This window comes from Rhodococcus sp. 008, assembly GCF_001682295.1.
GTDB classification, from domain to species: domain Bacteria; phylum Actinomycetota; class Actinomycetes; order Mycobacteriales; family Mycobacteriaceae; genus Rhodococcus_F; species Rhodococcus_F qingshengii.
Genome location: NZ_CP012749.1, coordinates 6366562 through 6389823 on the forward strand (window position 1 = coordinate 6366562; position 23262 = coordinate 6389823).

At 62.5% G+C, this 23262-nt stretch carries 22 protein-coding genes and 2 tRNA genes; 10 read left to right on the top strand and 14 right to left on the bottom strand.

The window, feature by feature from the left end; translation table 11 throughout:
* Positions 1-93 precede the first annotated feature (93 nt).
* The 3 genes from AOT96_RS29395 to AOT96_RS29405 all read left to right on the top strand — a co-directional run bounded on the left by AOT96_RS29395 (position 94) and on the right by AOT96_RS29405 (position 4590).
* A complete protein-coding gene (locus tag AOT96_RS29395; protein ID WP_019749082.1) occupies positions 94-768 on the top strand; it encodes a TetR family transcriptional regulator in 675 nt (224 codons plus the stop codon).
* 71 nt (positions 769-839) lie between these two features.
* Positions 840-3062 carry a glycoside hydrolase family 3 C-terminal domain-containing protein gene (locus AOT96_RS29400; RefSeq protein WP_065352973.1) on the top strand — a complete coding sequence of 741 codons (2223 nt, stop codon included), beginning with the start codon at positions 840-842 and terminating at the stop codon, positions 3060-3062.
* 190 nt (positions 3063-3252) lie between these two features.
* Positions 3253-4590 (top strand): MFS transporter, encoded by a 1338-nt coding sequence (locus tag AOT96_RS29405; protein WP_003944496.1) that lies wholly within the window; start codon positions 3253-3255, stop codon positions 4588-4590.
* Positions 4591-4690: 100 nt separating this feature from the next.
* On the opposite strand, the gene clpX is transcribed toward AOT96_RS29405, so the two are convergent.
* The 5 genes from clpX to AOT96_RS29430 all read right to left on the bottom strand — a co-directional run bounded on the left by clpX (position 4691) and on the right by AOT96_RS29430 (position 9381).
* On the bottom strand, positions 4691-5971 hold the full coding sequence (gene clpX, locus AOT96_RS29410) for an ATP-dependent Clp protease ATP-binding subunit ClpX (protein WP_003944582.1): 1281 nt from the start codon (positions 5969-5971) through the stop codon (positions 4691-4693).
* Positions 5972-6303: 332 nt separating this feature from the next.
* A complete protein-coding gene (locus AOT96_RS29415; RefSeq protein ID WP_003944539.1) occupies positions 6304-6966 on the bottom strand; it encodes an ATP-dependent Clp protease proteolytic subunit in 663 nt (220 codons plus the stop codon).
* A gap of 48 nt (positions 6967-7014) precedes the next feature.
* Positions 7015-7602, bottom strand: coding sequence for an ATP-dependent Clp protease proteolytic subunit (locus AOT96_RS29420; RefSeq protein ID WP_007730960.1), 588 nt, complete (start codon positions 7600-7602; stop codon positions 7015-7017).
* 216 nt (positions 7603-7818) lie between these two features.
* On the bottom strand, positions 7819-9192 hold the full coding sequence (gene tig / locus AOT96_RS29425; RefSeq protein WP_007730958.1) for a trigger factor: 1374 nt from the start codon (positions 9190-9192) through the stop codon (positions 7819-7821).
* A gap of 115 nt (positions 9193-9307) precedes the next feature.
* Positions 9308-9381: transfer RNA gene (locus tag AOT96_RS29430), tRNA-Pro, on the bottom strand.
* A 396-nt stretch (positions 9382-9777) separates the two neighbouring features.
* Here AOT96_RS29430 and AOT96_RS29435 point away from each other — a divergent pair.
* Both AOT96_RS29435 and AOT96_RS29440 read left to right on the top strand, forming a co-directional pair.
* Positions 9778-9851: transfer RNA gene (locus AOT96_RS29435), tRNA-Gly, on the top strand.
* 192 nt (positions 9852-10043) lie between these two features.
* A complete protein-coding gene (locus tag AOT96_RS29440; protein WP_065352974.1) occupies positions 10044-10814 on the top strand; it encodes a hypothetical protein in 771 nt (256 codons plus the stop codon).
* On the opposite strand, the gene AOT96_RS29445 is transcribed toward AOT96_RS29440, so the two are convergent.
* Together AOT96_RS29445 and AOT96_RS29450 are read right to left on the bottom strand one after the other, a co-directional pair.
* The gene (locus AOT96_RS29445; protein WP_003944531.1) at positions 10811-11608 is read right to left on the bottom strand and encodes an Fpg/Nei family DNA glycosylase; all 798 of its coding nucleotides are present in this window, start codon (positions 11606-11608) and stop codon (positions 10811-10813) included. The genes AOT96_RS29440 and AOT96_RS29445 overlap by 4 nt on opposite strands.
* Positions 11609-11623: 15 nt before the next feature.
* Entirely contained in the window at positions 11624-12097 is a 474-nt protein-coding gene (locus AOT96_RS29450; RefSeq protein WP_003944571.1) for a ribose-5-phosphate isomerase, read from the bottom strand.
* Positions 12098-12197: 100 nt separating this feature from the next.
* On the opposite strand from AOT96_RS29450, the gene AOT96_RS29455 reads away from it, so the two are divergent.
* The gene (locus tag AOT96_RS29455; protein WP_065352688.1) at positions 12198-13076 is read left to right on the top strand and encodes a M48 family metallopeptidase; all 879 of its coding nucleotides are present in this window, start codon (positions 12198-12200) and stop codon (positions 13074-13076) included.
* Here the strand turns inward: AOT96_RS29455 and AOT96_RS29460 are convergent.
* Positions 13064-13687, bottom strand: coding sequence for a mycothiol-dependent nitroreductase Rv2466c family protein (locus AOT96_RS29460; protein ID WP_042923843.1), 624 nt, complete (start codon positions 13685-13687; stop codon positions 13064-13066). The two genes, AOT96_RS29455 and AOT96_RS29460, sit on opposite strands and share 13 nt — an antisense overlap.
* A 166-nt stretch (positions 13688-13853) precedes the next feature.
* Between AOT96_RS29460 and AOT96_RS29465 the strand changes: the two genes are divergently transcribed.
* Together AOT96_RS29465 and pepN are read left to right on the top strand one after the other, a co-directional pair.
* The gene (locus AOT96_RS29465; RefSeq protein ID WP_065352689.1) at positions 13854-15089 is read left to right on the top strand and encodes an NAD(P)/FAD-dependent oxidoreductase; all 1236 of its coding nucleotides are present in this window, start codon (positions 13854-13856) and stop codon (positions 15087-15089) included.
* 65 nt (positions 15090-15154) lie between these two features.
* Positions 15155-17734 carry an aminopeptidase N gene (pepN, locus tag AOT96_RS29470; protein ID WP_065352690.1) on the top strand — a complete coding sequence of 860 codons (2580 nt, stop codon included), beginning with the start codon at positions 15155-15157 and terminating at the stop codon, positions 17732-17734.
* A gap of 68 nt (positions 17735-17802) precedes the next feature.
* Here pepN and AOT96_RS29475 read toward each other — a convergent pair whose 3' ends face one another.
* The 3 genes from AOT96_RS29475 to AOT96_RS29485 form a co-directional block, all read right to left on the bottom strand.
* A complete protein-coding gene (locus tag AOT96_RS29475) occupies positions 17803-18282 on the bottom strand; it encodes a DUF5130 domain-containing protein (RefSeq protein ID WP_003944512.1) in 480 nt (159 codons plus the stop codon).
* Positions 18269-18532 carry an aa3-type cytochrome oxidase subunit CtaJ gene (ctaJ, locus tag AOT96_RS29480; RefSeq protein ID WP_007730943.1) on the bottom strand — a complete coding sequence of 88 codons (264 nt, stop codon included), beginning with the start codon at positions 18530-18532 and terminating at the stop codon, positions 18269-18271. Before ctaJ ends, AOT96_RS29475 begins: the two co-directional genes overlap by 14 nt.
* Before the next feature lie 118 nt (positions 18533-18650).
* Positions 18651-19349: an HNH endonuclease gene (locus tag AOT96_RS29485; protein WP_003944465.1), complete on the bottom strand. Its 699-nt coding sequence runs from the start codon at positions 19347-19349 to the stop codon at positions 18651-18653.
* A 182-nt stretch (positions 19350-19531) separates the two neighbouring features.
* On the opposite strand from AOT96_RS29485, the gene AOT96_RS29490 reads away from it, so the two are divergent.
* Entirely contained in the window at positions 19532-19939 is a 408-nt protein-coding gene (locus AOT96_RS29490) for a globin (RefSeq protein WP_003944464.1), read from the top strand.
* Positions 19940-19943: 4 nt separating this feature from the next.
* Here AOT96_RS29490 and AOT96_RS29495 read toward each other — a convergent pair whose 3' ends face one another.
* Positions 19944-20372, bottom strand: a complete 429-nt coding sequence (locus tag AOT96_RS29495; protein ID WP_228401110.1) for a cupin domain-containing protein — start codon at positions 20370-20372, stop codon at positions 19944-19946.
* Between the two features lie 170 nt (positions 20373-20542).
* On the opposite strand from AOT96_RS29495, the gene AOT96_RS29500 reads away from it, so the two are divergent.
* The gene (locus AOT96_RS29500) at positions 20543-22141 is read left to right on the top strand and encodes a glycoside hydrolase family 13 protein (RefSeq protein ID WP_065352691.1); all 1599 of its coding nucleotides are present in this window, start codon (positions 20543-20545) and stop codon (positions 22139-22141) included.
* Positions 22142-22170: 29 nt separating this feature from the next.
* On the opposite strand, the gene AOT96_RS29505 is transcribed toward AOT96_RS29500, so the two are convergent.
* Positions 22171-22857, bottom strand: coding sequence for a hypothetical protein (locus AOT96_RS29505; protein ID WP_030536651.1), 687 nt, complete (start codon positions 22855-22857; stop codon positions 22171-22173).
* On the bottom strand, positions 22850-23224 hold the full coding sequence (locus AOT96_RS29510) for an acyl-CoA thioesterase (RefSeq protein ID WP_042450296.1): 375 nt from the start codon (positions 23222-23224) through the stop codon (positions 22850-22852). The genes AOT96_RS29505 and AOT96_RS29510 overlap by 8 nt, the downstream gene beginning before the upstream one ends.
* Between the last annotated feature and the right edge of the window lie 38 nt (positions 23225-23262).

Below are 23262 nucleotides of genomic sequence, written 5' to 3' on the forward strand. Positions count from 1 at the left end.
GTACGAACTAGTGAGTTAGTTCACTGGACGTTACTCCCCCGACGCGGACTCGACAAGCAAAGTCGACAAACTGCTGACAGATAGAGTGAGCACATGGTTTCCGAGCAGTCAGTGAACTCCGTGGTGTCGAAGCCGGAGAAACGACGCCGAAACAGCGATCTCACCAGGGTGAACATCATCGCCGTCGCCACCGAGGAGTTTGCCGACAAAGGCTTTGCCGGCGCCCGAGTGGACGAGATCGCAACCAAGACTCACACCACCAAGCGCATGATCTACTACTACTTCACCGACAAGGAAGGGCTGTACAAGTCCGTCCTCGAGCATGCGTACAGCGTCATTCGTGCGCAGGAACGCGAACTCGACCTCGAGGGGTTGAACCCCACCGCAGCGGTCCGCGCCTTGGCCGAACTCACCTTCGACCACCACGAACAACACCCGAATTTCATTCGGCTCGTGGCCAACGAGAACATGCTCCGCGGCGAGCACATCGAGAAATCCGAGCTACTCAGCGGCCTCGGCGCCCCCGCCGCCGACCTGGTCTCGCAGATCCTCCACGACGGACAGCAGTCTGGGGCATTCCGCTCCGACGTAGATGCTCTCGATATTCACATGTTGATCAGCAGTTACTGCGTCTTTCGTATCGCCAATCGTTACACCTTCAAAGCGCTCTTCGACCGCGATCTGACCGACTCGACGCATCGTGAGCATCTTCGAACAATGCTCGGCGACATGGTTGTTGCGTTCTTGACCTCGAAGGCGCCGTCCTGACCCACCCCGAAGTCCGAAAAATCCCCCTACGGTGGTGAGTGGAACTCACAGCTGCCACCGGGAGGAATGACGTGACCGAGAATTACGTAGACGGGCTTTCACTCGACGAGAAGGCGTCGTTGACGTCCGGCTCGGATTTCTGGCACAGCCAGTCCGTTGCCGGCATCGAATCGATACTCCTTACCGACGGTCCGCACGGAGTCCGGAAACAACCCGAGGGCGGCGACGCACTCGGACTCGGCCACAGCATTCCCGCGACGTGTTTCCCACCGGCGGTCGGGTTGGGCTCGTCGTGGAACCTCGACCTCATCCGCCAGGTCGGTGAGGCTCTGGGCGACGAGGCCAAAGCCGAACAGGTCTCGGTCCTCCTCGGCCCAGGCATCAACATCAAACGATCACCCTTGTGTGGCAGGAACTTCGAATACGTCTCCGAGGACCCATTCCTCTCCGGCCGCGTCGCGGCAGCCCTGATCACCGGCATCCAGTCTCGCGGCGTCGGAACCTCGCTCAAGCACTTCGCTGTCAACAACCAAGAACACGACCGGATGAGAGTCAGTGCCGACGTCGACGAACGGACGCTGCGCGAAATCTATCTGGCCGGCTTCGAATACGCCGTCAAGACCGCGGCCCCGACGACGGTCATGTGCTCGTACAACAAGATCAACGGTGTGTACTCGAGCCAGAACCATTGGCTGCTCACCGAGGTACTCCGCGAACAGTGGGGCTTCGACGGCCTCGTCGTTTCGGACTGGGGAGCGGTCAACGACCGCGTGGCGGCACTCGCCGCGGGCCTCGACCTGGAAATGCCGCCGACCGGAACCGATACCCAGATCGTCGACGCCGTGCGCGGCGGCGACCTGGACGAATCAGTGCTCGCCACTGCCGCCGAGCGCCTGGCGACGCTGGTGGCACGCACCGCCGCCGCGCGCACCGAAGGCCACACGTACGACGTCGAGCGTCACCACGAACTGGCACGGACCGCTGCAGCGGAGTCCGCTGTCTTGCTGGCCAACGACGGAGAACTACTGCCGCTGACCCCCGGCGGGCAAACCGTCGCGGTGATCGGCGAATTCGCGTGCAGCCCGCGGTACCAGGGAGCCGGCAGTTCACAGGTGGTCCCGACCAAGCTCGACAATGCCTTGGACGCGATCCTCGACCTCGAAGGCGCCGACCGCGTCACTTTCGCACCGGGCTTCACCTTCGACGGCACTCCGGACGACGACATGGTCACCGAGGCTGTCGACGCCGCACGCCGCGCCGACGTCGCGGTGCTGTTCCTCGGACTACCGTCCGCCACGGAATCCGAAGGATTCGACCGAACCGACATCGAACTGCCGGCTGACCAGATCGCCCTGCTGGAAGCGGTCCACGGCGCGAACCCGAACACGGTCGTCGTGCTCGCCAACGGCGGTGTGGTTGCGATCGAGCCTTGGAAGGATCATGCCGCCGCAATCCTCGAGGGCTGGCTACTCGGCCAGGCGGGCGGCTCGGCGATTGCCGATCTTCTGTTCGGCATCACGAATCCGTCCGGCCGCCTGACGGAGACCATTCCGCTTCGCCTCCAAGACAATCCGTCGTATCTGCATTTCCCGGGATCACAGCAGCACGTCCGCTACGGCGAAGGCCTGTACGTGGGATACCGCTACTACGACTCCGCGCTGCGCGAAGTGGCGTACCCGTTCGGGTTCGGGCTGAGCTACACCACCTTCGACATCACCGATACCTCCGTCGAGGCCGGTGAGAACTCCGCCGAAGTGACCGTCACCGTGCGCAACAGCGGCGACCGATCGGGCAGCACCGTCGTTCAGGTCTACGTCCACGACGCCTCGGCAAGCATCGATCGACCCGCGCAGGAATTGAAGGGCTTCGCCAAGGTCCACCTCGACCCCGACGAATCCGCGACTGTGACCATCACGCTCGACAGCAGGGCATTTGCCTATTGGTCTGTCACGGAAAAGGACTGGGCGATCGAGGCCGGCGACTACGAGATCCGCGTCGGCTTCTCGTCTCGGGACATCGCAACCACCGACACGATCACCCTGGCCGGGAACGTCGGCGTCGGCACGCTCGACGCCATGTCGACCATCGGCGAATGGCTCGCCCATCCCGTCGGCAGCGCAGTTCTCGGCGCCGCCATGGCTGCCGCAGCGGGCGACGGTGCACAGGCGGTCAGCCCCGAGATGATGGCACTCGCAGGCTCGATGCCGCTCGGAAAACTCGCCACCTTCGGCCTCGGGATCACCGAGGAACAGGTGGAGCAGTTGGTGGCGGCCGCAGCACAGCCGGCCTCCTAACTCTCTGAACTGCGGTTTCGACGAGCAGCGTGACCGCCAGTAGATTTTTATGAACTATTTGGTTAATAATCTTGTGTAGTTGCTGTGGCGTCGGTTACATTCCTTGTATCGCTCTCCGCACAGACGTTCTTGATACGAACACAATCGGCGGATGTAGAGCCTCCACGACGCTTCCACCCAGGAGATGAGCATGTCAGCTAGCACGGTTACACCGTCCGGGCCCGAGGCGGGATCCTTGGCAAGGCCGGATACGACCAAGGTCAAGCGCGCCGCAACGTCGTCGTTTCTCGGCAGCATGCTCGAGTACTACGACTTCTACATCTACGCCTCCGCCGCTGCGCTCATCTTCCCCACGGTGTTCTTCCCGGACAGCGGGCATGCGGCTCTACTTTCGCTGGCCACCTTCGGTGTCGCGTACGTCGCGCGTCCCCTCGGCGCTGTAGTCCTCGGCCATTTCGGTGACCGCGTCGGCCGCAAGAAGATCATGCTGCTCACGCTCATTCTGATGGGCGCAGCCACCTTCCTCATCGGATGTATTCCCAGCGCCGATTCGATCGGAGTTCTTGCACCGATCCTTCTCGTCCTGATGAGAATCGCCCAGGGCATCTCCGCTGCCGGTGAACAGAGCGGTGCCAGCTCACTGACGCTCGAACACGCCCCCGAAGGCCGACGCGCGTTCTTCTGCAGTTGGACCCTCAACGGCACCCAGGCCGGCTTCATCCTCGCCAGCCTCGTATTCCTGCCCATCGCCGCGCTCCCCGACGACATCCTCTACACGTGGGGCTGGCGAATCCCGTTCTGGGGCAGCCTGATCGTTCTGGTCGCGGCATACATCATGCGTCTCAAGCTCGAAGAGCCCGAAGAGTTCACCGAGCAGCAGGAATCCAAGACCGTCGCCAAATTGCCTGTTGCCGATCTTCTTCGCACCCACAGCGCAAATCTGATTCGCGTGATCTGCTGCGCTTTCATCGCCGTCGTCTCGACCATCTTCTCCGTCTTCGGTCTCGCTTTCGCCACCACCGAAGAAGTGGGGATTCCGAAGTCGACCATGCTCTGGGTTGCCATCGCAGCCAACGCCGTAGCCCTGCTCAGTCAGCCCGCCTGGGCGATGCTCTCCGACCGGATCGGTCGCAGGCCGTTGTTCATCGGTGGCGCCCTCGGTAGCGCGGTGTTCATCTACGTGTACTTCGGCGCAATCGCCAGCGGCAACGTTCCCCTGATCTTCCTCGCCGCAATCGGATTGATGTCCGTCTTCTACGCTGCCCCGAATGCCATCTGGCCGTCGTTCTACTCCGAGATGTTCAACACCAAGGTCCGCTACTCGGGCATTGCGATCGGCACCCAGGTCGGCTTCGCCCTCGCAGGCTTTGCCCCCGCCATCGGCAACGCCCTCATGGGCGGCGACAAGACACACTGGATGCCCGTTGCCATTCTGACTTCGGTGGCCTGCGTCATCTGCGCGATCTCGGCGTTCACCGCCAAGGAGACGTTCCGCACCCCCCTCAAGGAGCTCGGCAACCCGATCTAGCCGACCACCCCACAGACACCCTGCACGAACCACTGTGTTGCACGAACCACTGTGGCCCGGCATCTCGCGAGAGATACCGGGCCACAGTCGTTTTGAAGTTCTACGCCGTCTTGTCGCGACGCTCGCCACGTTCCGGCTTACGCGGAACGATGGTCGGAAGTACGTTGTCGTTGACGGTCTCCGCGGTGACGACCACCTTTTCGACGTCGTCACGGCTGGGGATGTCGTACATCACCGGAAGAAGAACCTCTTCCATGATGGCGCGCAGGCCACGAGCGCCGGTTCCACGCAAGATCGCCTGATCGGCGATAGCGTCGAGCGCTTCTTCGGTGAACTCGAGTTCGACGCCGTCCATGTCGAACAGGCGACGATACTGCTTGACGAGAGCGTTCTTGGGCTCCGACAAGATCTGAACGAGCGATTCCTTGTCGAGGTTGGTCACCGACGCGATCATCGGCAGTCGGCCGATGAACTCCGGAATCAGACCGAACTTGATCAAATCCTCCGGCATGACCTCGGCGAAACGATCGACCGTATCCAGTTCGGCCTTCGACCGAACCTCGGCACCGAATCCGATACCGCGCTTGCCGACACGATCGGAGACGATCCGCTCGAGACCTGCGAAAGCGCCCGCGACGATGAACAGCACGTTCGTGGTGTCGATCTGAATGAATTCCTGGTGCGGATGCTTACGGCCACCCTGCGGCGGGACGCTCGCCTGCGTACCTTCGAGGATCTTCAGCAACGCCTGCTGAACACCTTCGCCGGACACGTCACGCGTGATCGACGGGTTCTCGCTCTTACGGGCGATCTTGTCGACCTCGTCGATGTAGATGATTCCGGTCTCGGCGCGCTTGACGTCGTAGTCGGCAGCCTGAATCAGCTTGAGCAGAATGTTCTCGACGTCCTCACCGACGTAACCGGCCTCGGTCAACGCCGTCGCGTCAGCGATGGCGAACGGGACGTTGAGCATCTTCGCGAGAGTCTGAGCGAGATACGTCTTGCCACAGCCGGTGGGGCCGAGCATCAAGATGTTGGATTTCGCGAGCTCAACCGTCTCACCCCGCGCGTCACGGCCCTTGTCGCCGGCCTGAATGCGCTTGTAGTGGTTGTAGACGGCCACGGCCAACGTCCGCTTGGCGGAGTCCTGACCGATGACGTAGTTCTCGAGGAATTCTCGGATCTCCGCAGGCTTGGGAAGCTCGTCGAGCTTGACCTCGCTCGATTCGGCCAATTCCTCTTCGATGATCTCGTTGCAGAGGTCGATGCACTCGTCGCAGATGTACACCCCGGGTCCTGCAATGAGCTTTTTGACCTGCTTCTGACTCTTACCGCAGAAAGAGCACTTGAGCAGATCCCCGCCGTCGCCGATGCGTGCCATCTCGTGAGGTCCCTACTTTCCATCATGTACGTGCACTCGCCGCCACTCGATCGGTCGAGACGCTCCGCAGTACTTCGGTAGTTGTCAGATCAGACAAACTGATCGAACAAATCTGGTCGAACAATCGCAGAACGCCGGTCGAGAACCAGCCCGTGAAGTGACGGTACCCGCAGATCCCGAACGGGGTCGACCTGTTCTCGGCGTTTCGCCTGCGGATAAAAAAGAAAAGAGTCGAGATTTCAGCCTGGCGAGCGCTCCACCAGGCACTTCTCGACGTGTCCGCCTCGTGTCGGGAATCGGGATACAGATCCTCGACACGAGGCGGAAATCGACTACTTCTGTGCGCTGAGCTTCCGGTAAGCCAGCACGTCGTCGATGATGCCGTACTCCTTGGCCTGCTCGGCCGTGAGGATCTTGTCGCGATCGGTGTCGACGCGGATGGTCTCCGGATCCTTGCCCGTGTGCAGCGACAGCGTGCTCTCCATGAGCCGACGCATACGCTCGATCTCCGCAGCCTGGATCTCCAGATCGGAAACCTGACCCTGGATGCCGCCCGTAGCCGGCTGGTGGATCAGAATGCGCGAGTTGGGGAGCGCGAAGCGCTTGCCCGGCGTACCGCCGGCCAGAAGCACGGCAGCTGCCGAAGCAGCCTGACCGAGGCAGACGGTGGAAATGTCGGCACGGACGTACTGCATCGTGTCGTAGATCGCCATCAGCGCGGTGAAAGAACCACCGGGCGAGTTGATGTACATGGTGATGTCGCGGTCCGGATCCTGCGATTCGAGAACCAGCAACTGCGCCATGAGGTCGTTGGCGGACACGTCGTCGACCTGCGAGCCGAGGAAGATGATGCGCTCCTCGAACAGCTTGTTGTACGGGTCGGACGTCTTGACGCCGTAGCTGGTCTGCTCCGTGAACTGGGGCAGGATGTAACGCGATTGGGGGCCCGACGGCGCCTGGCCGCCCAGCGAGTTAGCTCCGAAAAGATTGGTCATCAGTTCTCCAAAGTATGAATTGGGCAGCGAAAGGATGGGCGTACCGGCTCAGTTGCCGGTGCCGCCGGCCTGATTCGCACGGGAGACGACGTGGTCGACGAAGCCGTACTCGAGAGCTTCCTTCGCCGTGAACCAACGGTCACGATCGGAGTCCGCGGTGATCTGCTCGACCGTCTGGCCGGTGTGCTGAGCAATCAGCTCGGCCATTTCGCGCTTGGTGTGCTTGAACTGCTCGGCCATGATCGCGATGTCACTGGCGGAACCACCGATGCCGGCGGACGGCTGGTGCATCATGATGCGGGCGTGAGGAAGCGCGTAGCGCTTGCCCTTGGTGCCTGCCGAGAGCAGGAACTGACCCATCGACGCCGCAAGGCCCATGCCGAAGGTGGCGATGTCGCACTCGGCGAACTGCATCGTGTCGAAGATCGCCATACCTGCGGTCACGGATCCACCGGGCGAGTTGATGTAGAGCGAGATGTCTCGCGTCGGGTCCTCGGCCGAGAGCAGCAGGATCTGTGCGCACAGCTTGTTGGCGATGTCGTCGTCGACCTGGGTACCGAGGAAAATGATGCGCTCTCGCAGCAAGCGCTCGTACACCGAGTCGCTGAGGTTCAACCCAGCGGTCGCTGAAGTCATGGCGGGACTCTGCAAAGTCTCCAGGTGATTGGAAGTCACGGTACCTGCCTTCTATGTGGATCTACTTGTGCGGTGGATCGTCTATGCGAAACACTTCTACTGACACAGACAGTAACGAAGTAGGGCGGCACCGGAGTCCCGGTGCCGCCCTACTTCGCTCAAAGCGGAAAACTCAGTGCAGTCGATCGTGGTGAAAACACCCGTCCGCCTGCGTTTTTACTTGTCTTCGCTCTCGGCGGAATCAGACTCGTCCGCTTCGGTTTCGGCCTCACTGCTGCCGAACAGCTCTGCGGTGTCGACAACTGCGCCGGAGGTGTCCTTGACACCGGCCGACTCGACGACGGACGCGAGAGCCTTGCCACGACGGACGTCTGCGAAGACGGCGCCGAGCTGGTTGGCCTGCTGGATCTGCTGGATGAACTGCTCAGGAGCCATACCGTAACGCTGCGCCTGGAACAGGATGCGCTCGGTGAGCTCGTCCTGACCGACGGTGACGTTGCCCGCATCGGCAATCGAGTCGAGCAAGAGCTGCGTCTTGACGGAGCGCTCAGCGGCTTCCTGTGCATCCTTGTCGAACTCTTCGCGGCTGCTGCCCTGCTCTTCGAGGAGCTTGTTCAGTGCCTCTTCGTCGTGATCGAGACCGTGAACGGCGTCGTGCAGTGCAGCGTCGACCTCAGCCTTGACGACAGCCTCCGGCAACGGAACCTCGACGGTCTCGAGCAGCTGCTCGAGAACCTTGTCGCGGATCTGACCGGCCTGCTCGACCTTGCGGACGCGTGCGACGCGCTCACGGAGGTCAGCCTTCAGTTCTTCCAGGGTGTCGAACTCGCTGGCGAGCTGAGCGAACTCGTCGTCCTCAGCCGGAAGCTCGCGCTCCTTGACCGTCTGCACGGTCACGGTGACAACAGCTTCCTTGCCTGCGTACTCGCCGGCGACCAGCGTCGACGTGAAGTCCTTGGACTCCCCCGCCTTGAGGCCGATGATGGCTTCGTCGAGGCCCTCGATGAGCTGGCCCGAACCGACCTCGTGCGACAGTCCGCTCGCGGTTGCCTCGGCAACGTTCTCGCCGTCGACGGTGGCCGACAGATCGATGGAGACGAAGTCGCCGTCCTCGACTGCGCGGTCGACGCCGGTGAGGGTGCCGAAACGCTGACGCAGCGAAAGCAGCTGCTCTTCGATGGCTTCGTCGGTGATCTCGATCGGATCGACCTCGACGTTGATGGAGCTGAAGTCAGGGAGCTCGATCTCGGGGCGCACGTCGACCTCGGCGGTGAACTCGAGGAGCTCGCCGTCTTCGATCTTGGTGACCTCGATCTCGGGCTGGCCGATGGCCTTCACGCCGGCGCTGGTGACAGCCTCGGAGTAACGCGACGGCAGAGCGTCGTTGACGACCTGCTCGAGCACAGCGCCGCGACCGACACGCGCTTCGAGGAGGCGGGCCGGAGCCTTGCCGGGACGGAAGCCGGGGAGACGAATCTGCTGCGCGAGGGCCTTGTAGGCCTTGTCGAAATCAGACTTGAGTTCCGCGAAGGGCACCTCAACATTGATACGGACTCGCGTCGGGCTGAGCTGCTCGACGGTGCTCTTCACGAAACTTCGCTCCTTCGTCTGGTCTTGCTCACAACTTGTGTTGAATCGGTACTGCTGTCTGGCGCGGCACTTCACTCCCGGACTTACTGGAGGTGAAGTGCCATGTACGTACTTGTCGGGATGACAGGATTTGAACCTGCGACCCTCCGCTCCCAAAGCGGATGCGCTACCAAGCTGCGCTACATCCCGTTTCCGATCACATGAAACACACGATACGGCCATCCGAGGCCACTAAGACAGCGGGCCACCAAGGGCAGCCACCATCGGTGACCGCGCACAACCCTATCGCGCTCACTACTCTCTCACGAACCCGACCGCCATTTGTACACGGCCCGGCTGTCGACCCCGTCAGTATGTCATCCGACGGCAGCCACATACAGCCTTGCCTCAACTGCCATTCAGAGCCGGAATCAGAAGTCGCGCCTGCGGCCGAGACACCCCGACTCGCCGAGCAATTCGCCAATTCCCCAGGTGAACGACGGTCTCGAACTTCTCTGACCCCCCGATTATGAAATCCGGTGGGGCATTGGGTACAGTTTCGTATCGCAGACGACGAACACGGCGATCCCGAGTTGTCGTATGCACGGGGATGTAGCTCAATGGTAGAGCCTCAGTCTTCCAAACTGATCACGCGGGTTCGATTCCCGTCATCCCCTCCATCAGGAGGGAAACTCCACAAAAGATCCGCATCGGCCCAGCCGGTGCGGATCTTTTGTATTCCGACTTTGTCCACTCAGACCACTCCCCTGCGGTACGTATCCTGGAGTTGTCCGGATCGATTCTGCTCGGGAGGCCACGTGACCACGATTCTTCTCATACTCGTCGTTCTGGCCGTAGTCGTATTCCTGGTCATGAAAAGCCAGCAACGCGGTTCCGGCCACAGCGCAACACAACTCGACGATGCGAAAGCCGATGCCCGGCAGTCGATCGAACGCCTCGGCGGTCAGGTCTACAACCTGACCGGCAGTGACGACGCGTCGCGCCAAGCCCTCGCCGACGCGGCCGAACGGTACAACGCCGCAGGCTCGCAGATCGATCAGGCCGCAACGCCGGTCCAAGCACGTCTCGCGAAACAGACTGCACTGGAAGGGCTTTACTACATCCGCGCGGCACGGGTGGCGATGGGCATGGATCCGGGACCGGAAGTTCCTTCCATCGACGGACAGAAGGCTGCCGGTTCGGTCACCGAAGACCGTGAGGTCGAATTCGAGGGCCGCAAGGTCGCCGCATCACCCAATCCGTCGTCGCACACACCCAACTACTACCCCGGTGGCCGAGTCGCCGGACGCCCGGTCCCGGCCGGCTGGTACTCCGAACCCTGGTGGAAGCCTGCCCTCGTCGCCGGCGCCTGGGGTCTGGGTTCGATGATGCTGTTCTCGACCATGTTCTCCGGCATGGCCGGGGTTCCTTACGGCGCAGAAGCTTTCGCCCAGGGTGGCGATCCCGGCGCCGATACGGGAGCCGGCGACTCCGGCGATCAGGGCATGGACGCCGGTGATTCCGGTGCGGACCAAGGAAGTATGGACAACACGGATTACACCGCAGACGGCGGCTACGACGGTGAGGGCAGCGACTTCGGGGACTTCGGTGGTGGTGGGGACTTCGGCGGCTTCGACTTCTAAGCCGACTGACACACCGGGCACCAGAACAGGTTTCGCGCCTTCATGACGGAATGCAGGATCGGTGTGCCGCACACGCGGCACGGCGATCCTGCTCTTCTGTAGACATAGGTACGCGGACGATCCTTCGCGTACGCCGGATCTCCGTTGTCGTGCTCGGCGCGAACGACGTGCATCTTCCCCCGCCTGACGCCGACTTTCATCAATTCGACTAGGTCTGCCCACATGGCGGTCCACTCGCCGTGAGAGACGAGATTCCCCGGTCGTTCAGGGTTGATTCCGTGACGAAAGAGAAGTTCGGCGCGATAGACGTTGCCGACACCCGCCAGGACCGCCTGGTCCATCAGCAGGGCGCCGATTGCCGTCTTGGACTTGGAGATTCGCAACCAGGCCTTCTCTGGATCCGCGTCGCGGCGCAGTGGGTCCGGCCCGAGTCTGGCCTCGATCGCGGCGACCTGAGGAGGTAGCAGGACTTCGCAGGCGGTGGGACCACGAAGGTCGGTGCCGAAGTCGGCACCGACCATTCGCATCCGGACCTGGCCTACCGGTTCTTCCATCGGCAGGGCGGCGTCGGTGAACTTTCCGTACAACCCGAGGTGTACGTGAACTGTCAGACCGTTGTCGTACGTGTGCCAGAGGTGCTTTCCCCAGGCATCCGAGGACGTGAGTACGTGTCCGTCCACCAGGCGCGCGTCCTCGGCGAATCTGCCTTGCGGACTGAGGACGCGGACCGGTGAACCGACGAACTTGCGGGCATGCAACCGTGCCAGCCGGTGCAGGGTATGACCTTCAGGCACGGAACAACTTTCGGATCAGGCTTGCGGCAGAGCCGGTGCGACGCCGGTCTTCTCGTACTCGGACAGGATGTCAATACGACGCTGGTGGCGCTCTTCACCCGACCATGCGGTGGCGAGGAAAGCGTCGACGATGGCAAGCGATTCCTCGAGGGAATGCATACGTCCGCCGATGCCGATCAGCTGAGCGTTGTTGTGCTCACGTGCCAGCTTCGCCGTTTCGACGCTCCAAGCGAGGGCGCACCGTGCGCCGGGAACCTTGTTCGCGGCGATCTGCTCGCCGTTGCCACTGCCACCCAGGACGATTCCCAGGCTGCCCTCGTCGGCGACGACGCGCTTTGCGGCTTCGATGCAGAAAGCCGGGTAGTCATCCACGGCGTCGTACTCGTGAGCACCACAGTCGATGGCCTCGTGGCCGTTCGCTTTCAGGTGTTCGATGATCTCGTTCTTACGTTCGAATCCGGCATGGTCGGCACCCAGGTATACGCGCATGGCGACAATTCTCTCAGGCCCGACCAGCCGGGCGCACCCGGGTCGACGTCACACTTTCAGGAACACGCATCGCCGCGCGAGCACACCTATCGTGGTGCCCATGTACCCCGTCAACGGCCAGGCCGCTGCACCCGCCGTTCGTGTGTCACCGGGCAGTGACGCCGTTCGCCACCCGTGGGAAATCCCGCTACTCGTGCTCGCGGTGCTGACGACGGTCGTCACTTATGTGGTGGCGATCGTTCTGATCGCTGCGGGTGATCTGTCGACGTGGATCCTCGTGGTGCTCGCGGCTCCGATCCTGCTGTTCCTCACGCGAGGTCAGCTGTACGGATCGCAACAGGTCAACGGAATCAAGATGACGCCTTCACAGTTTCCGGAGGGGTATCAGCTGGTTGCCGAGGCTGCGGCAAGGTTCGGCATGAAAACTCCGCCGGATGCCTACGTCGTGCTGGGGAACGGACGGATCAACGCGTTTGCGTCGGGGCACGGATTTCGCCGTTTCGTCGTCGTCTACAGCGACCTGTTCGAAGTCGGTGGGCAGGCACGCGAGCCCGATGCGCTCGCATTCATCATCGGCCACGAGGTCGGCCACATCGCTGCCGGGCATGCGTCGTACTGGCGCCAGTGGGGACAGTTCGCGTCGAACTACATTCCGGTGATCGGATCTTCGCTGTCGCGTTCCATGGAGTACACGGCGGACAACTTCGGCTTTCACATGCGCCCTCAGGGCGCACCGGGCGCGATGGGCGTCCTCGGCGCGGGAAAGTATCTGGTGGGTCTGGTCGGGTTCGACGAACTGGCCGATCGGGCGACACTCGAATCCGGGTTCTTCCCGTGGTTCGTCAACATCTTGTCGTCGCATCCGGTGCTGACCTGGCGTGCGGCTGCGCTTCGCAACCGCACGCACTCAGGGCATCTGTTCTTCCGGCCGGGTCAGCTCTACCGAAATCCGGCGCTCACTGCCGCTCAGTCGAACTGAGGATCCTCGTTGCGGGTCCGCTTGAGCTCGAAGAAATGGGGGTAGCCGGCCAGCGCGACTGCGCCGTCCCACACCTTGCCTGCGTCCTCGCCGCGCGGGATGCGTGAGAGCACGGGGCCGAAGAACGCCACACCGTTGACATGGATCGTCGGGGTTCCGACGTCGGGTCCGACGGCGTCCATGCCCTTGTGGTGGCTCTCGCGCAGAGCCTCGTCGTACTTGTCGGTGTCGGCGGCCTCGGCCAGTTCAGGTGGCAGGCCGACCTCGGCAAGGGACGACTTGATGACGTCGGCGAAGTCCTTGTTTCCCTCGTTGTGAATCTTCGTCCCCATCGCCGTGTACAGCGGCAAGAGGATATCGTCGCCCTTCAGCTGCGCTGCAGCGATGGCGACACGGACCGGGCCCCAGGCCTTGGCCATCATCTCCCGGTACTCGTCGGGAAGGTCACGGCCCTCGTTGAGAACCGCAAGGCTCATCACGTGGAACTTGGCCTCGATGTCGCGTACCTGCTGGGCCTCGAGAATCCAGCGTGAGGTGATCCAGCACCACGGGCAGAGCGGATCGAACCAGAAGTCAGCAGTGTCCGTGGTCTTGCTCGAGGTTGCGCTCACGAAGAAACTCCCTATCAGTTCATGTCGGTCAGGTCATATCAGTTCGGGGACATACTCCCGTTCTGCCAACAATCATGAACCCGCAATCCTTCCCGCGCTTTCCCCCGAACCACCTCCCGATCGCAGTAGTGTCGAAAAGAAACGAGTACGAAGGAGTGGTTCAGTAATGAGCACCAACCGGAGATTCGTGATCGTCGGCGGCGGGCTCGCGGGCGCAAAGATCGCAGAAGCCCTGCGTGACAGAGATTTCGACGGTGAGATCACCGTATTGAGTGAAGAAGACCACCTCCCGTACGAGCGTCCGCCGCTGTCGAAAGAGTTCTTCGCCGGCAAGAAGACGCTCCCCGAATTCACCGTCCACGACGGCGAGTGGTTCCGCGACCATCATGTCGATCTTCGCCCGGGAACGACGGCAACGACCATCGACCCCGCTGCGCACACCGTGTCACTTCCGGACGGTTCCACGATCAGCTACGACAAGCTCGCCTTGGCCACCGGTTCGCGGTCGCGGCGCCTCGACATCCCGGGATCCGACGCCGAGGGCGTTCACTACGTGCGAACAGTCGATCAGTCCGCCGCGCTGCTGCGCACCCTGGCCGCCGACAAGAAGCTCGTCGTGATCGGTGCCGGCTGGATCGGCCTCGAAATTGCCGCGTCGGCTCGCGGTTTCGACGTCGACGTCACCGTGCTCGAGCATGCCGGACTTCCGCTCGAATCGACCCTCGGCCCGGAAATGGGTGAGGTCTTCGCCGCACTGCACCGCCAGAACGGGGTGGACTTACGCACCGGCACGGACGTCACCGCAATCTCTGTCGACGGCGGTCACGCCTCGGGCGTCACTTTGATCGATGGAACCGTGATTCCGGCCGACGCCGTGTTGATCGCTGTCGGCGCATTGCCGAACACCGAGTTGGCATCGGAGCCGGGTATCGACGTCGAGAACGGGGTTCTCGTCGACGCCGGTCTGCAGAGCAGCGACCCCGACGTGGTCGCAGTGGGTGACATCGCGGCCGCACAGCATCCGATTCTGAATGCACGAATTCGGGTGGAGCACTGGGCAAACGCACTCAACCAACCCGAGACGGCCGCAGAGACCATGTTGGGACGGCCCGCCGAGTACGTACGCATGCCGTATTTCTTCACCGATCAGTACGACCTCGGAATGGAATACGTAGGTCACGCACCGCACGGCGGCTACTCCCGTGTCGTCACTCGCGGCGACGTCGACAAGCGCGAGTTCCTGGCATTCTGGCTCGATTCCGCGAACAAGGTGCTCGCCGGCATGAACGTGAACATCTGGGATGCCGGTGACGCCATCAAGGAATTGGTCGCGTCTTCGCGTCCCGTCGATCCGGAGCGGTTGGCCGATCCGGAGATTCCGCTGGCAGAAGTGTCCGCTTGAGTGAAGTCGTTCTCTTCGTGATGGGATGGACGTAATAGATCCGCACCATCTACGAGGAGATCTTTGTGGTCGCACCGAACCTGACACGCGAAACCGCAGCGCAACGGTCAGCAATCCTGACCGTCGAGAACTACCTGATCGAACTCGATCTCACCGACGGCAAAGACGCACCCGGCGAGGAGACGTTCTCCTCGAAGACCACCGTCACGTTCACCGCCACGGCCGGAGCAAGCAGCTTCATCGACATCGTCGCGGCCAGAGTCCATTCCGCGGTCCTCAACGGCACCGCGCTCGACGTCTCCGGCTACGACGAGTCGACGGGCATCAGCCTGCCTGATCTCGCTACCGACAACGAGTTGGTCATCGAGGCCGATTGCATCTACTCCCACACCGGCGAGGGACTGCACCGATTCGTCGACCCGACCGATGACTCCGTCTACCTCTATTCACAGTTCGAGACGGCCGACGCCAAGCGCATGTTCGCGTGCTTCGATCAGCCTGATCTCAAGGCCACGTTCGACGTCCGCGTCACCGCTCCCACGTCGTGGAAGGTCATCTCCAACTCCGCGGTCGTCGAGACCCTTGCCGCCGATCCCGGCAAGCACGTCTTCAGGACCACCCCGAAGATGAGCACGTACCTGGTGGCGCTCATCGCCGGTCCCTACGCGCAGTGGACCGACAACTACTCCGACGAGCACGGCGACATCCCGCTCGGAATCTTCTGCCGCGCTTCGCTGGCCGAGTTCATGGACGAGGAGCGACTGTTCACCGAGACCAAGCAGGGATTCGACTTCTATCACCGCAACTTCGGTGTTCCCTATGCTTTCGGCAAGTACGACCAGCTCTTCGTCCCCGAATTCAATGCCGGCGCGATGGAGAATGCCGGCGCCGTGACATTCCTCGAGGACTACGTCTTCCGCTCCAAGGTGACCCGCTACTCGTACGAACGTCGCGCCGAAACGGTCCTGCACGAAATGGCGCACATGTGGTTCGGCGACCTCGTCACGATGGCGTGGTGGGACGACCTGTGGCTCAACGAGTCGTTCGCGACCTTCGCTTCGGTCCTGTGCCAGACCGAGGCCACGGAGTACACGAACGCCTGGACGACGTTCGCCAACGTCGAGAAGTCGTGGGCGTACCGCCAGGACCAGTTGCCGTCGACGCACCCGATTGCCGCGGACATTCCGGACCTGGCCGCCGTCGAGGTGAACTTCGACGGCATCACGTACGCGAAGGGCGCCAGCGTCCTCAAGCAGTTGGTGGCATACGTCGGACTCGAGCCGTTCCTCGCCGGACTGCGTGAGTACTTCCGTGAGCACGCATTCGGAAACGCAACCTTCGACGATCTACTGGGCTCACTCGAAAAGTCCTCGGGCCGTGACCTTTCCGACTGGGGTCGGCAGTGGCTCAAGACCACCGGTTTGAACATCCTGCGCCCCGACTTCGATGTCGACGCAGACGGAAAGTTCACCCGCTTCGCCGTCCTGCAGGACGGTGCTGCACCAGGCGCCGGGGAGCGTCGAATCCACCGGATCGCCATCGGAATCTACGACGACGTCGACGGCAAGTTGGTGCGAAGCCATCGCGTCGAACTCGACCTCGATGCCGCGGAAAGCACGGATGTCCCCGAACTTGTCGGCGTCGCCCGCGGTGCACTCGTGTTGGTCAACGACGACGATCTCACCTACGGCTCCGTGCGACTCGATCCCGAATCGTTGGCGACGGCGATCGAGCGGGTCGGCGACATCACCGACTCACTCCCCCGCACCCTGGTCTGGTCGGCGGCGTGGGAAATGACCCGTCAAGCCGAACTGAAGGCACGCGACTTCGTCGCGCTGGTCGAGCGCGGCATCAGTTCGGAGACCGAAGTCGGTGTGGTGCAACGTCTCTTGCTCCAAGCCCAAACCGCCATCGGCTCCTACGCAGATCCGGCCTGGGCCGAGGCCGAAGGCGCGGCAAGCTTCGCCAATCGGTTGCTCGAACTCGCACGTGAGGCAGAGGCCGGGTCCGACCACCAGCTGGCATTCGTCAACGCACTCACCGGCGCAGCACTCTCCCCGTGGCACACCGAGGTACTGCGCGAATTGCTCGACGCCGATCCCTCCACCGTTGGGCTCGACGGCCTGATCGTCGACACGGACCTGCGCTGGCGCATCGTCGGGGCACTCGCGGCCGCCGGTGAGATCGACGCCGAAGGAACCACAACTCCGTTCATCGACGCCGAAGCTCAGCGTGACCCGACCGCTGCGGGCGCTCGTCAAGCCGCGGCGGCCGCGGCCGGACGTCCGCAGGCCGCTGTCAAGGAAGAGGTCTGGGCGAAGGTCATCGGCGACGACTCCGTGCCCAACATCACCGCGCGATCGATCATCGGCGGGTTCGCTCGCGAAGGCCAGGACGAATTGCTCGAGCCCTTCGTCTCCCGCTACTTCGCCGATATCGCGGCGGTGTGGGAACGACGCTCGAGCGAAGTGGCACAGACCGTCGTCATCGGGCTCTACCCGTCGTGGTCGATCTCGGACGAATCCGTAGCGGCAGCAGACCGGTTCCTCGAAGGCGACATCCCTCCCGCGTTGCGTCGCCTGGTCGTCGAAGGTCAGGCCGGCGTGGTTCGTTCACTCGCAGCACGAAAGTTCGACGCGAGCTGACATGGGAAAGGCCGGTGCTCGCTTCGATTCTCACGAATCGAAGCGAGCACCGGCCAGTGTCTTACAAGTCAGGGCGCTGAAATCGCGGCTGCCATAACGCGGATAGCGCTGATCAGTCCGTCGATCAGGTTGCCTTCACTGAAGGATGCAACAGCTGCCGTTGCTCCGAGCTGGGTAACACGATCGGTGACCCGATCGGCGATTGCCCGACCGCTGCGAACCTCGACGGTGCGCTGGTTGGGCGAAACGGCGATCAAGACGGAACGCTCGGCTTCGGGCGTGGTCGGGAACAATGCGTCGGCACCCGCTGCCGGATCAGAACCGAGATCACCGACGTACGCGTTGAACCGCACCTTGGTGGCCCGCGTCGCTTCGGTCATCGCGACGTCGAGCGCGACCAAATCCATGGTCTCGAACGGAAGATCATCGGTGAACGGCTCGCCGATGCGATGCACACCGGATACGCGTCCACTGGACGTGACGACGCTGCCGACGGGCAGGTCCTCGGGCGCTACTGCGAGCGCGGTCGAATGATCACCACTTGCCACTTGCGGACCCTCCGATCAGATCAGCCGAACCGGCTTCGATTGCGTGTGCACTGCCGTGATGGCCACCGCGAACGGTGACCTCGTCGACAGCACTCCACAGCACGGGAGCGTGATCCCACGACTCACCGAGATGGAACGCCGGCGGAACCGGTCCCGGCGTCTTCTTCCCGAGGAAGGACGCAGCCGCGAAGAACGCGGTGATCAAGGCCGGAATCCCAACGTATATCAGTACTACCTCGAGAATGCTCACACCAGATAACGTAGCCCAGAACGCCAGGAAGGAAAGCGTCAGGGCCACAAATTCTCGGGCAATTTCGTTTCGGTGACGCTAGAACTCAATTCAGGCTGCGCCCACGCCGACACATAGCTCAGGCTGCGCCCACGCCGAGATACGGCATCCACGCCGGATGCAATTCCTTGGTCGCCGCGAGCAGACGCCAGTGAGGTCCGGACGGCGGGACCAATTCCGCACGGAGGGTCCATCCGAGTTCGCTGAGCATCTTGTCTGCCTTGCGGTGATTGCAGGGGGCACAGCACGCGACGCAGTTCTCCCACGAATGCCCGCCACCTCTGCTGCGAGGAACGACGTGGTCGATGGTTTCGGCTTTGGCTCCGCAGTACGCACATCGGAAGTGGTCACGATGCATCAGCGCGGCACGAGTCATGGGGATGCGGGCGCGATACGGAACGCGCACGTAGGTGCGCAATCGAATGACCGAGGGAACCTGCACCGACCAGTCCGCGGAATGGACTACCGGGCCCTGTTCGTCCTCGTGGACGGTATCGGCCTTGCCGCAGGCCATCAGTACGACCGCGCGCCTGGCAGGAAGGGCGGTCAGCGGCTCGTACGTGACGTTGAGCAGTAGCACCCGACGTTTCACCCACTCGGGGACTACGCGATCGGGAGGGAACATCTCGAGGTGAGAATGCTCGTCGGAAAAGAGTGGGTCGGCAGTGTGCGCGAACCCGTCAGGAACAACTTCCAGAACAGCCCCTAACGCGTGGTCGTTCCGCGCGCTAGTGGGCTGGAGTTGTCGGTGATTGCGTGCAGCATGTCGGTTCTTCATACGACCTCCGGGAGACTGCCCCCAAGTTGACCACGGATGATCGCGTTACGCACTCTCATTTCGAACAAAATTGCCAGGACGGCCGGTGAATTTCCGGTGAATGGGTACGCACTCCGACTCGATACAACCGTCGTCGACCCGGAAACCGACCACTACGGCCGTCAGGCACAATGGAACTTGCCATGAATGACGTACAGCACGACGTGCAGCAGACCTTCTACGACGCCGTCGGCGGAGCCGAGACGTTTCACAAGCTCACCGCGCGATTTTACGAAGAGGTCGCGAAGGACGAGGTTGTGCGCCCGCTCTACCCCGAGGCCGATCTCGGCCCGGCCGAGCGGCGGATGCGGATGTTCCTCGAGCAGTACTGGGGCGGACCGCACACGTACTCGGAGGAGCGTGGACACCCGCGTCTGCGGATGCGCCACAATCCATTCGTGATCGGCCCGATCGAGCGTGATGCGTGGCTGCGGTGCATGCACGTCGCCATCGCGTCCATCGACGAGAAGACTCTGAGCCCGGTGCACCGCAAGCAGTTGATCGACTACATGGAGATGGCTGCCGCGTCCATGGTGAACTCCGCTATCTGACCGTCTACCTAGCCTTCGGCCTGAACACGCGCGCGACCCGGCGGACTGCTCGTACCCCGAACGACACCGTGGGATGCAGGGGCGAACTCAAGATTGCATGCTTGCGCACGTACTCTTCGACCTCCCACTCCGACCAACTGCCCGCACGGAAGAGTGCGGCATCGCCGACACTCAGGGTTCGCTCGGCGATTCCGTCGGCCTGAACGGTGACCGACCCTTCGATGATGTGCACGATTTCGTCCGCGTGGAAGTACCAGCGGAAGCGCCCCTTCGTGCAATCCCAGACGTGTGTAGTCGTGGTCCCGTCTTTACTCGCCGACCATTGCGCCGACCGTGCAACCGGTGTGCCGAAGATTATCCAGTCGCGGTTGATGGGATCATCTTCGAGCAGTACATGATCCAAACTGACCGCTTCGATTGCCGACAAAGTCAAGGCCAAGCCCCCTTGGTTGAATTCCCGAATACTTCTCCCCCGGCAGTAACACCAAAGTTGCCACATGGTGTCACCGCGTGAATGCAAAGTACACCAAGGCTAGGTAAAGAGTCACGCTTTTGCCGTGTCCAAGTCGTGAGAGTGCCAGACGTTTGGCACTATGAACTGCTGTGAGCACCCCCGCGGATTCGTCCTCTGTAAGCCGGCCCGAAGCCCCGTGGTGGAACGAGGCGGTCTTCTATCAGATCTATCCGCGTTCCTTTGCCGATTCGGGCAGTGACGGTATCGGCGACCTCGGCGGAGTCGACGAGAAACTCGGCTACCTCGAACTGCTCGGCATCGATGCAATCTGGTTGAGCCCGGTGATGAAGTCACCGATGGCAGACCACGGCTACGACGTCTCGGATCCTCGCGACATCGATCCCCTGTTCGGCGATCTGGCGACGATGGATTCGCTGATCACGTCAGCCCACGAGCGCGGAATCAAGGTCACGATGGACCTGGTCCCGAACCACACGAGTGATCAGCACGAGTGGTTCAAGGCAGCCCTGGCGTCGGCGCCCGGTTCTGCGGAGCGATCCCGTTACATCTTCCGAGACGGCAAAGGTGAGAACGGCAACGAACCGCCGAACAACTGGCCGAGCATCTTCGGCGGCCCGGCGTGGACCCGTGTCACCGAAGCCGACGGAACACCCGGCCAGTGGTACCTGCACATCTTCGCCAAGGAACAGCCCGACCTGAACTGGGACAACCCCGAGGTCTTCGACGACCTCGCCAAGACTCTGCGCTTCTGGCTCGAGCGCGGAATCGACGGATTCCGCATCGACGTGGCCCACGGAATGGCCAAGCCCGACGGTTTGCCGGACCACGACTGGGAGCTCAACGAGCTCATGCGCAATTCCGACGACGACCCGCGGTTCAACAACCCGGCAGTTCACGAAATCCACCGCGGCATCCGCAAGGTCATGGACGAGTTCCCGGAGGCGATGACCGTCGGCGAGATCTGGGTGAAGGACAACCAGAAGTTCGGCGAATACATCCGTCCAGACGAACTGCATCTCGGATTCAACTTCCGACTTGCAGAAACCGAATTCTCCGCCGAGTCCGTCCGGGAGGCCGTGGAGAACTCTCTTGCGGCCGTCGCCGAGGTCGGGGGTGTGCCCACGTGGACGCTGTCGAATCACGACGTCGAACGTGAAGTCACGCGCTACGGCGGGGGTGAGATCGGAACCCAACGCGCACGGGCGATGATCCTCGTCGAACTGGCGCTTCCGGGCGCGAGCTTCATCTACAACGGAGCCGAACTCGGCCTGCCGAACGTCGACCTGCCCGACGAGGCACTACAGGACCCGGTCTGGGAACGATCCGGACATGCCGAGCGAGGACGCGACGGCTGCCGAGTGCCCCTTCCGTGGGAAGGAAGCGAACCCCCGTTCGGATTCACCACCGGTGCGAGCACCTGGTTGCCGATGCCACGCGAGTGGTCGACACTCACGGTGGAGGCGCAGATCGAGGACGTCGACTCGATGCTCTCGCTTTATCGCGCCGCCCTCGAACTCCGTAGCGCCAGGCCGGAGTTCTCCGGCGCCGACATCGATTGGTACGGCAGTCCCCCCGGCTGCCTCGCTTTCCGTCGACGCGGTGGTCTGATCTGTGCTCTCAACACCACGGAGGTGCCGATCGCACTGCCGAACGGGCAGCTGCTGTTGAGCAGCGCGCCACTCGTCGACGGTCAACTACCCGTCAACGCTGCGGCGTGGCTGATCTGAGAGAACACCGCACCCGCCACCTGTAACTCCTATCGTGCGACCATCAGCGGTATCGAACCACCGCGGTGACGGTAGATCGAACCGAACCGTGCATCGAGCCGCACCCAGGATTTGCTCGCCCGCACCCGAACCAGTTCCGAGGCGTCGATCTGCTCGAGGTCGATGTCGGCGGTCATCGCCTCGGACCCGGCGTGCGGAACGAATCCCATTGCGGTCAAGGCAAAAACAACCCGCATCGAGATCCCGACCGTGCCGGACGGACCACTGACCTCGAGCACGTCCTGATCGAGCAACGACGCCGGCGGACCGTGACTACTTCCATGCTCCAGTGCCAAGGCGTTGCCCCGCTGCGCCAGTTCGATCAGCACCCGGGCGGGTACGTCGTCCAGGTGCTCGAAGCCGTCCATCGGCGGCAACGCCCCACGCCACGCCGAATCCATGGCGAACCCCGGATCGATCAGCTCACTTGTCGCCTGCTCCACCGCCGAGAGCAACTGATCGCCGGCAGCCGAGGTGTCGTCAGGGTTGATGGTGCCCGCCACGGTTCGCGTAGCGAGAGCGTCGAAACCCGTTGACGCCCAAACGCTCAGGTGAGCATCTCCGCGTCGACGCATCCGGATGACCGTGGACTCGTCCAAACGCAAGGCATGACCGATGAAGCCGGCCAAGTTCTTTCGCTCGGCCTCCTCGGGCACGGTCAGTACACGTTCATGCACGTTGCCAGCTCTCCAAGTACTCGCGCTCGGGCCCGCTGAGGCGACGCAAACGTTGAGTGTCGATATCGAAGGCCGCGATCTGAGTCGACGCCACGATGGACGGCGGGACACTGAGATCCGCACCGCGGGGGCGAACCTCGTACGCGATGGTGAAGTCCACCGCGCGCACCTTTTCCACCCACATGAAGACGTCGAGCGGCGAATCGTCGTGCCGCAGTTGGCCGCGGTACCGCACATGGAGATCGGCAATCACGGCCCCGTCACGCAGGGTGACCGTCGGGCGCGAGTCTTCGAACAACCAAGGAATCCGCGCCTCTTCGAGCAACGTCACCATCCGTGCGTGGTTGATGTGCTGGAAGGCATCCATGTCGGACCACCGAACCACAACTTCGGCGTGGAATCCTT

Bases quoted from the DNA above. Each gene is read 5' to 3' on its own strand.
- AOT96_RS29440 (WP_065352974.1), top strand. From the start codon at position 10,044: ATGAAAAGCCAGCAACGCGGTTCCGGCCACAGCGCAACACAACTCGAC.
- AOT96_RS29490 (WP_003944464.1), top strand. From the start codon at position 19,532: ATGAATGACGTACAGCACGACGTGCAGCAGACCTTCTACGACGCCGTC.
- AOT96_RS29450 (WP_003944571.1), bottom strand. From the start codon at position 12,097: ATGCGCGTATACCTGGGTGCCGACCATGCCGGATTCGAACGTAAGAAC.
- AOT96_RS29465 (WP_065352689.1), top strand. From the start codon at position 13,854: ATGAGCACCAACCGGAGATTCGTGATCGTCGGCGGCGGGCTCGCGGGC.
- AOT96_RS29455 (WP_065352688.1), top strand. From the start codon at position 12,198: ATGTACCCCGTCAACGGCCAGGCCGCTGCACCCGCCGTTCGTGTGTCA.
- AOT96_RS29485 (WP_003944465.1), bottom strand. From the start codon at position 19,349: ATGAAGAACCGACATGCTGCACGCAATCACCGACAACTCCAGCCCACT.
- AOT96_RS29395 (WP_019749082.1), top strand. From the start codon at position 94: ATGGTTTCCGAGCAGTCAGTGAACTCCGTGGTGTCGAAGCCGGAGAAA.
- AOT96_RS29510 (WP_042450296.1), bottom strand. From the start codon at position 23,224: ATGGATGCCTTCCAGCACATCAACCACGCACGGATGGTGACGTTGCTC.
- AOT96_RS29405 (WP_003944496.1), top strand. From the start codon at position 3,253: ATGTCAGCTAGCACGGTTACACCGTCCGGGCCCGAGGCGGGATCCTTG.
- clpX (WP_003944582.1), bottom strand. From the start codon at position 5,971: ATGGCACGCATCGGCGACGGCGGGGATCTGCTCAAGTGCTCTTTCTGC.
- AOT96_RS29415 (WP_003944539.1), bottom strand. From the start codon at position 6,966: ATGACCAATCTTTTCGGAGCTAACTCGCTGGGCGGCCAGGCGCCGTCG.
- AOT96_RS29420 (WP_007730960.1), bottom strand. From the start codon at position 7,602: ATGACTTCAGCGACCGCTGGGTTGAACCTCAGCGACTCGGTGTACGAG.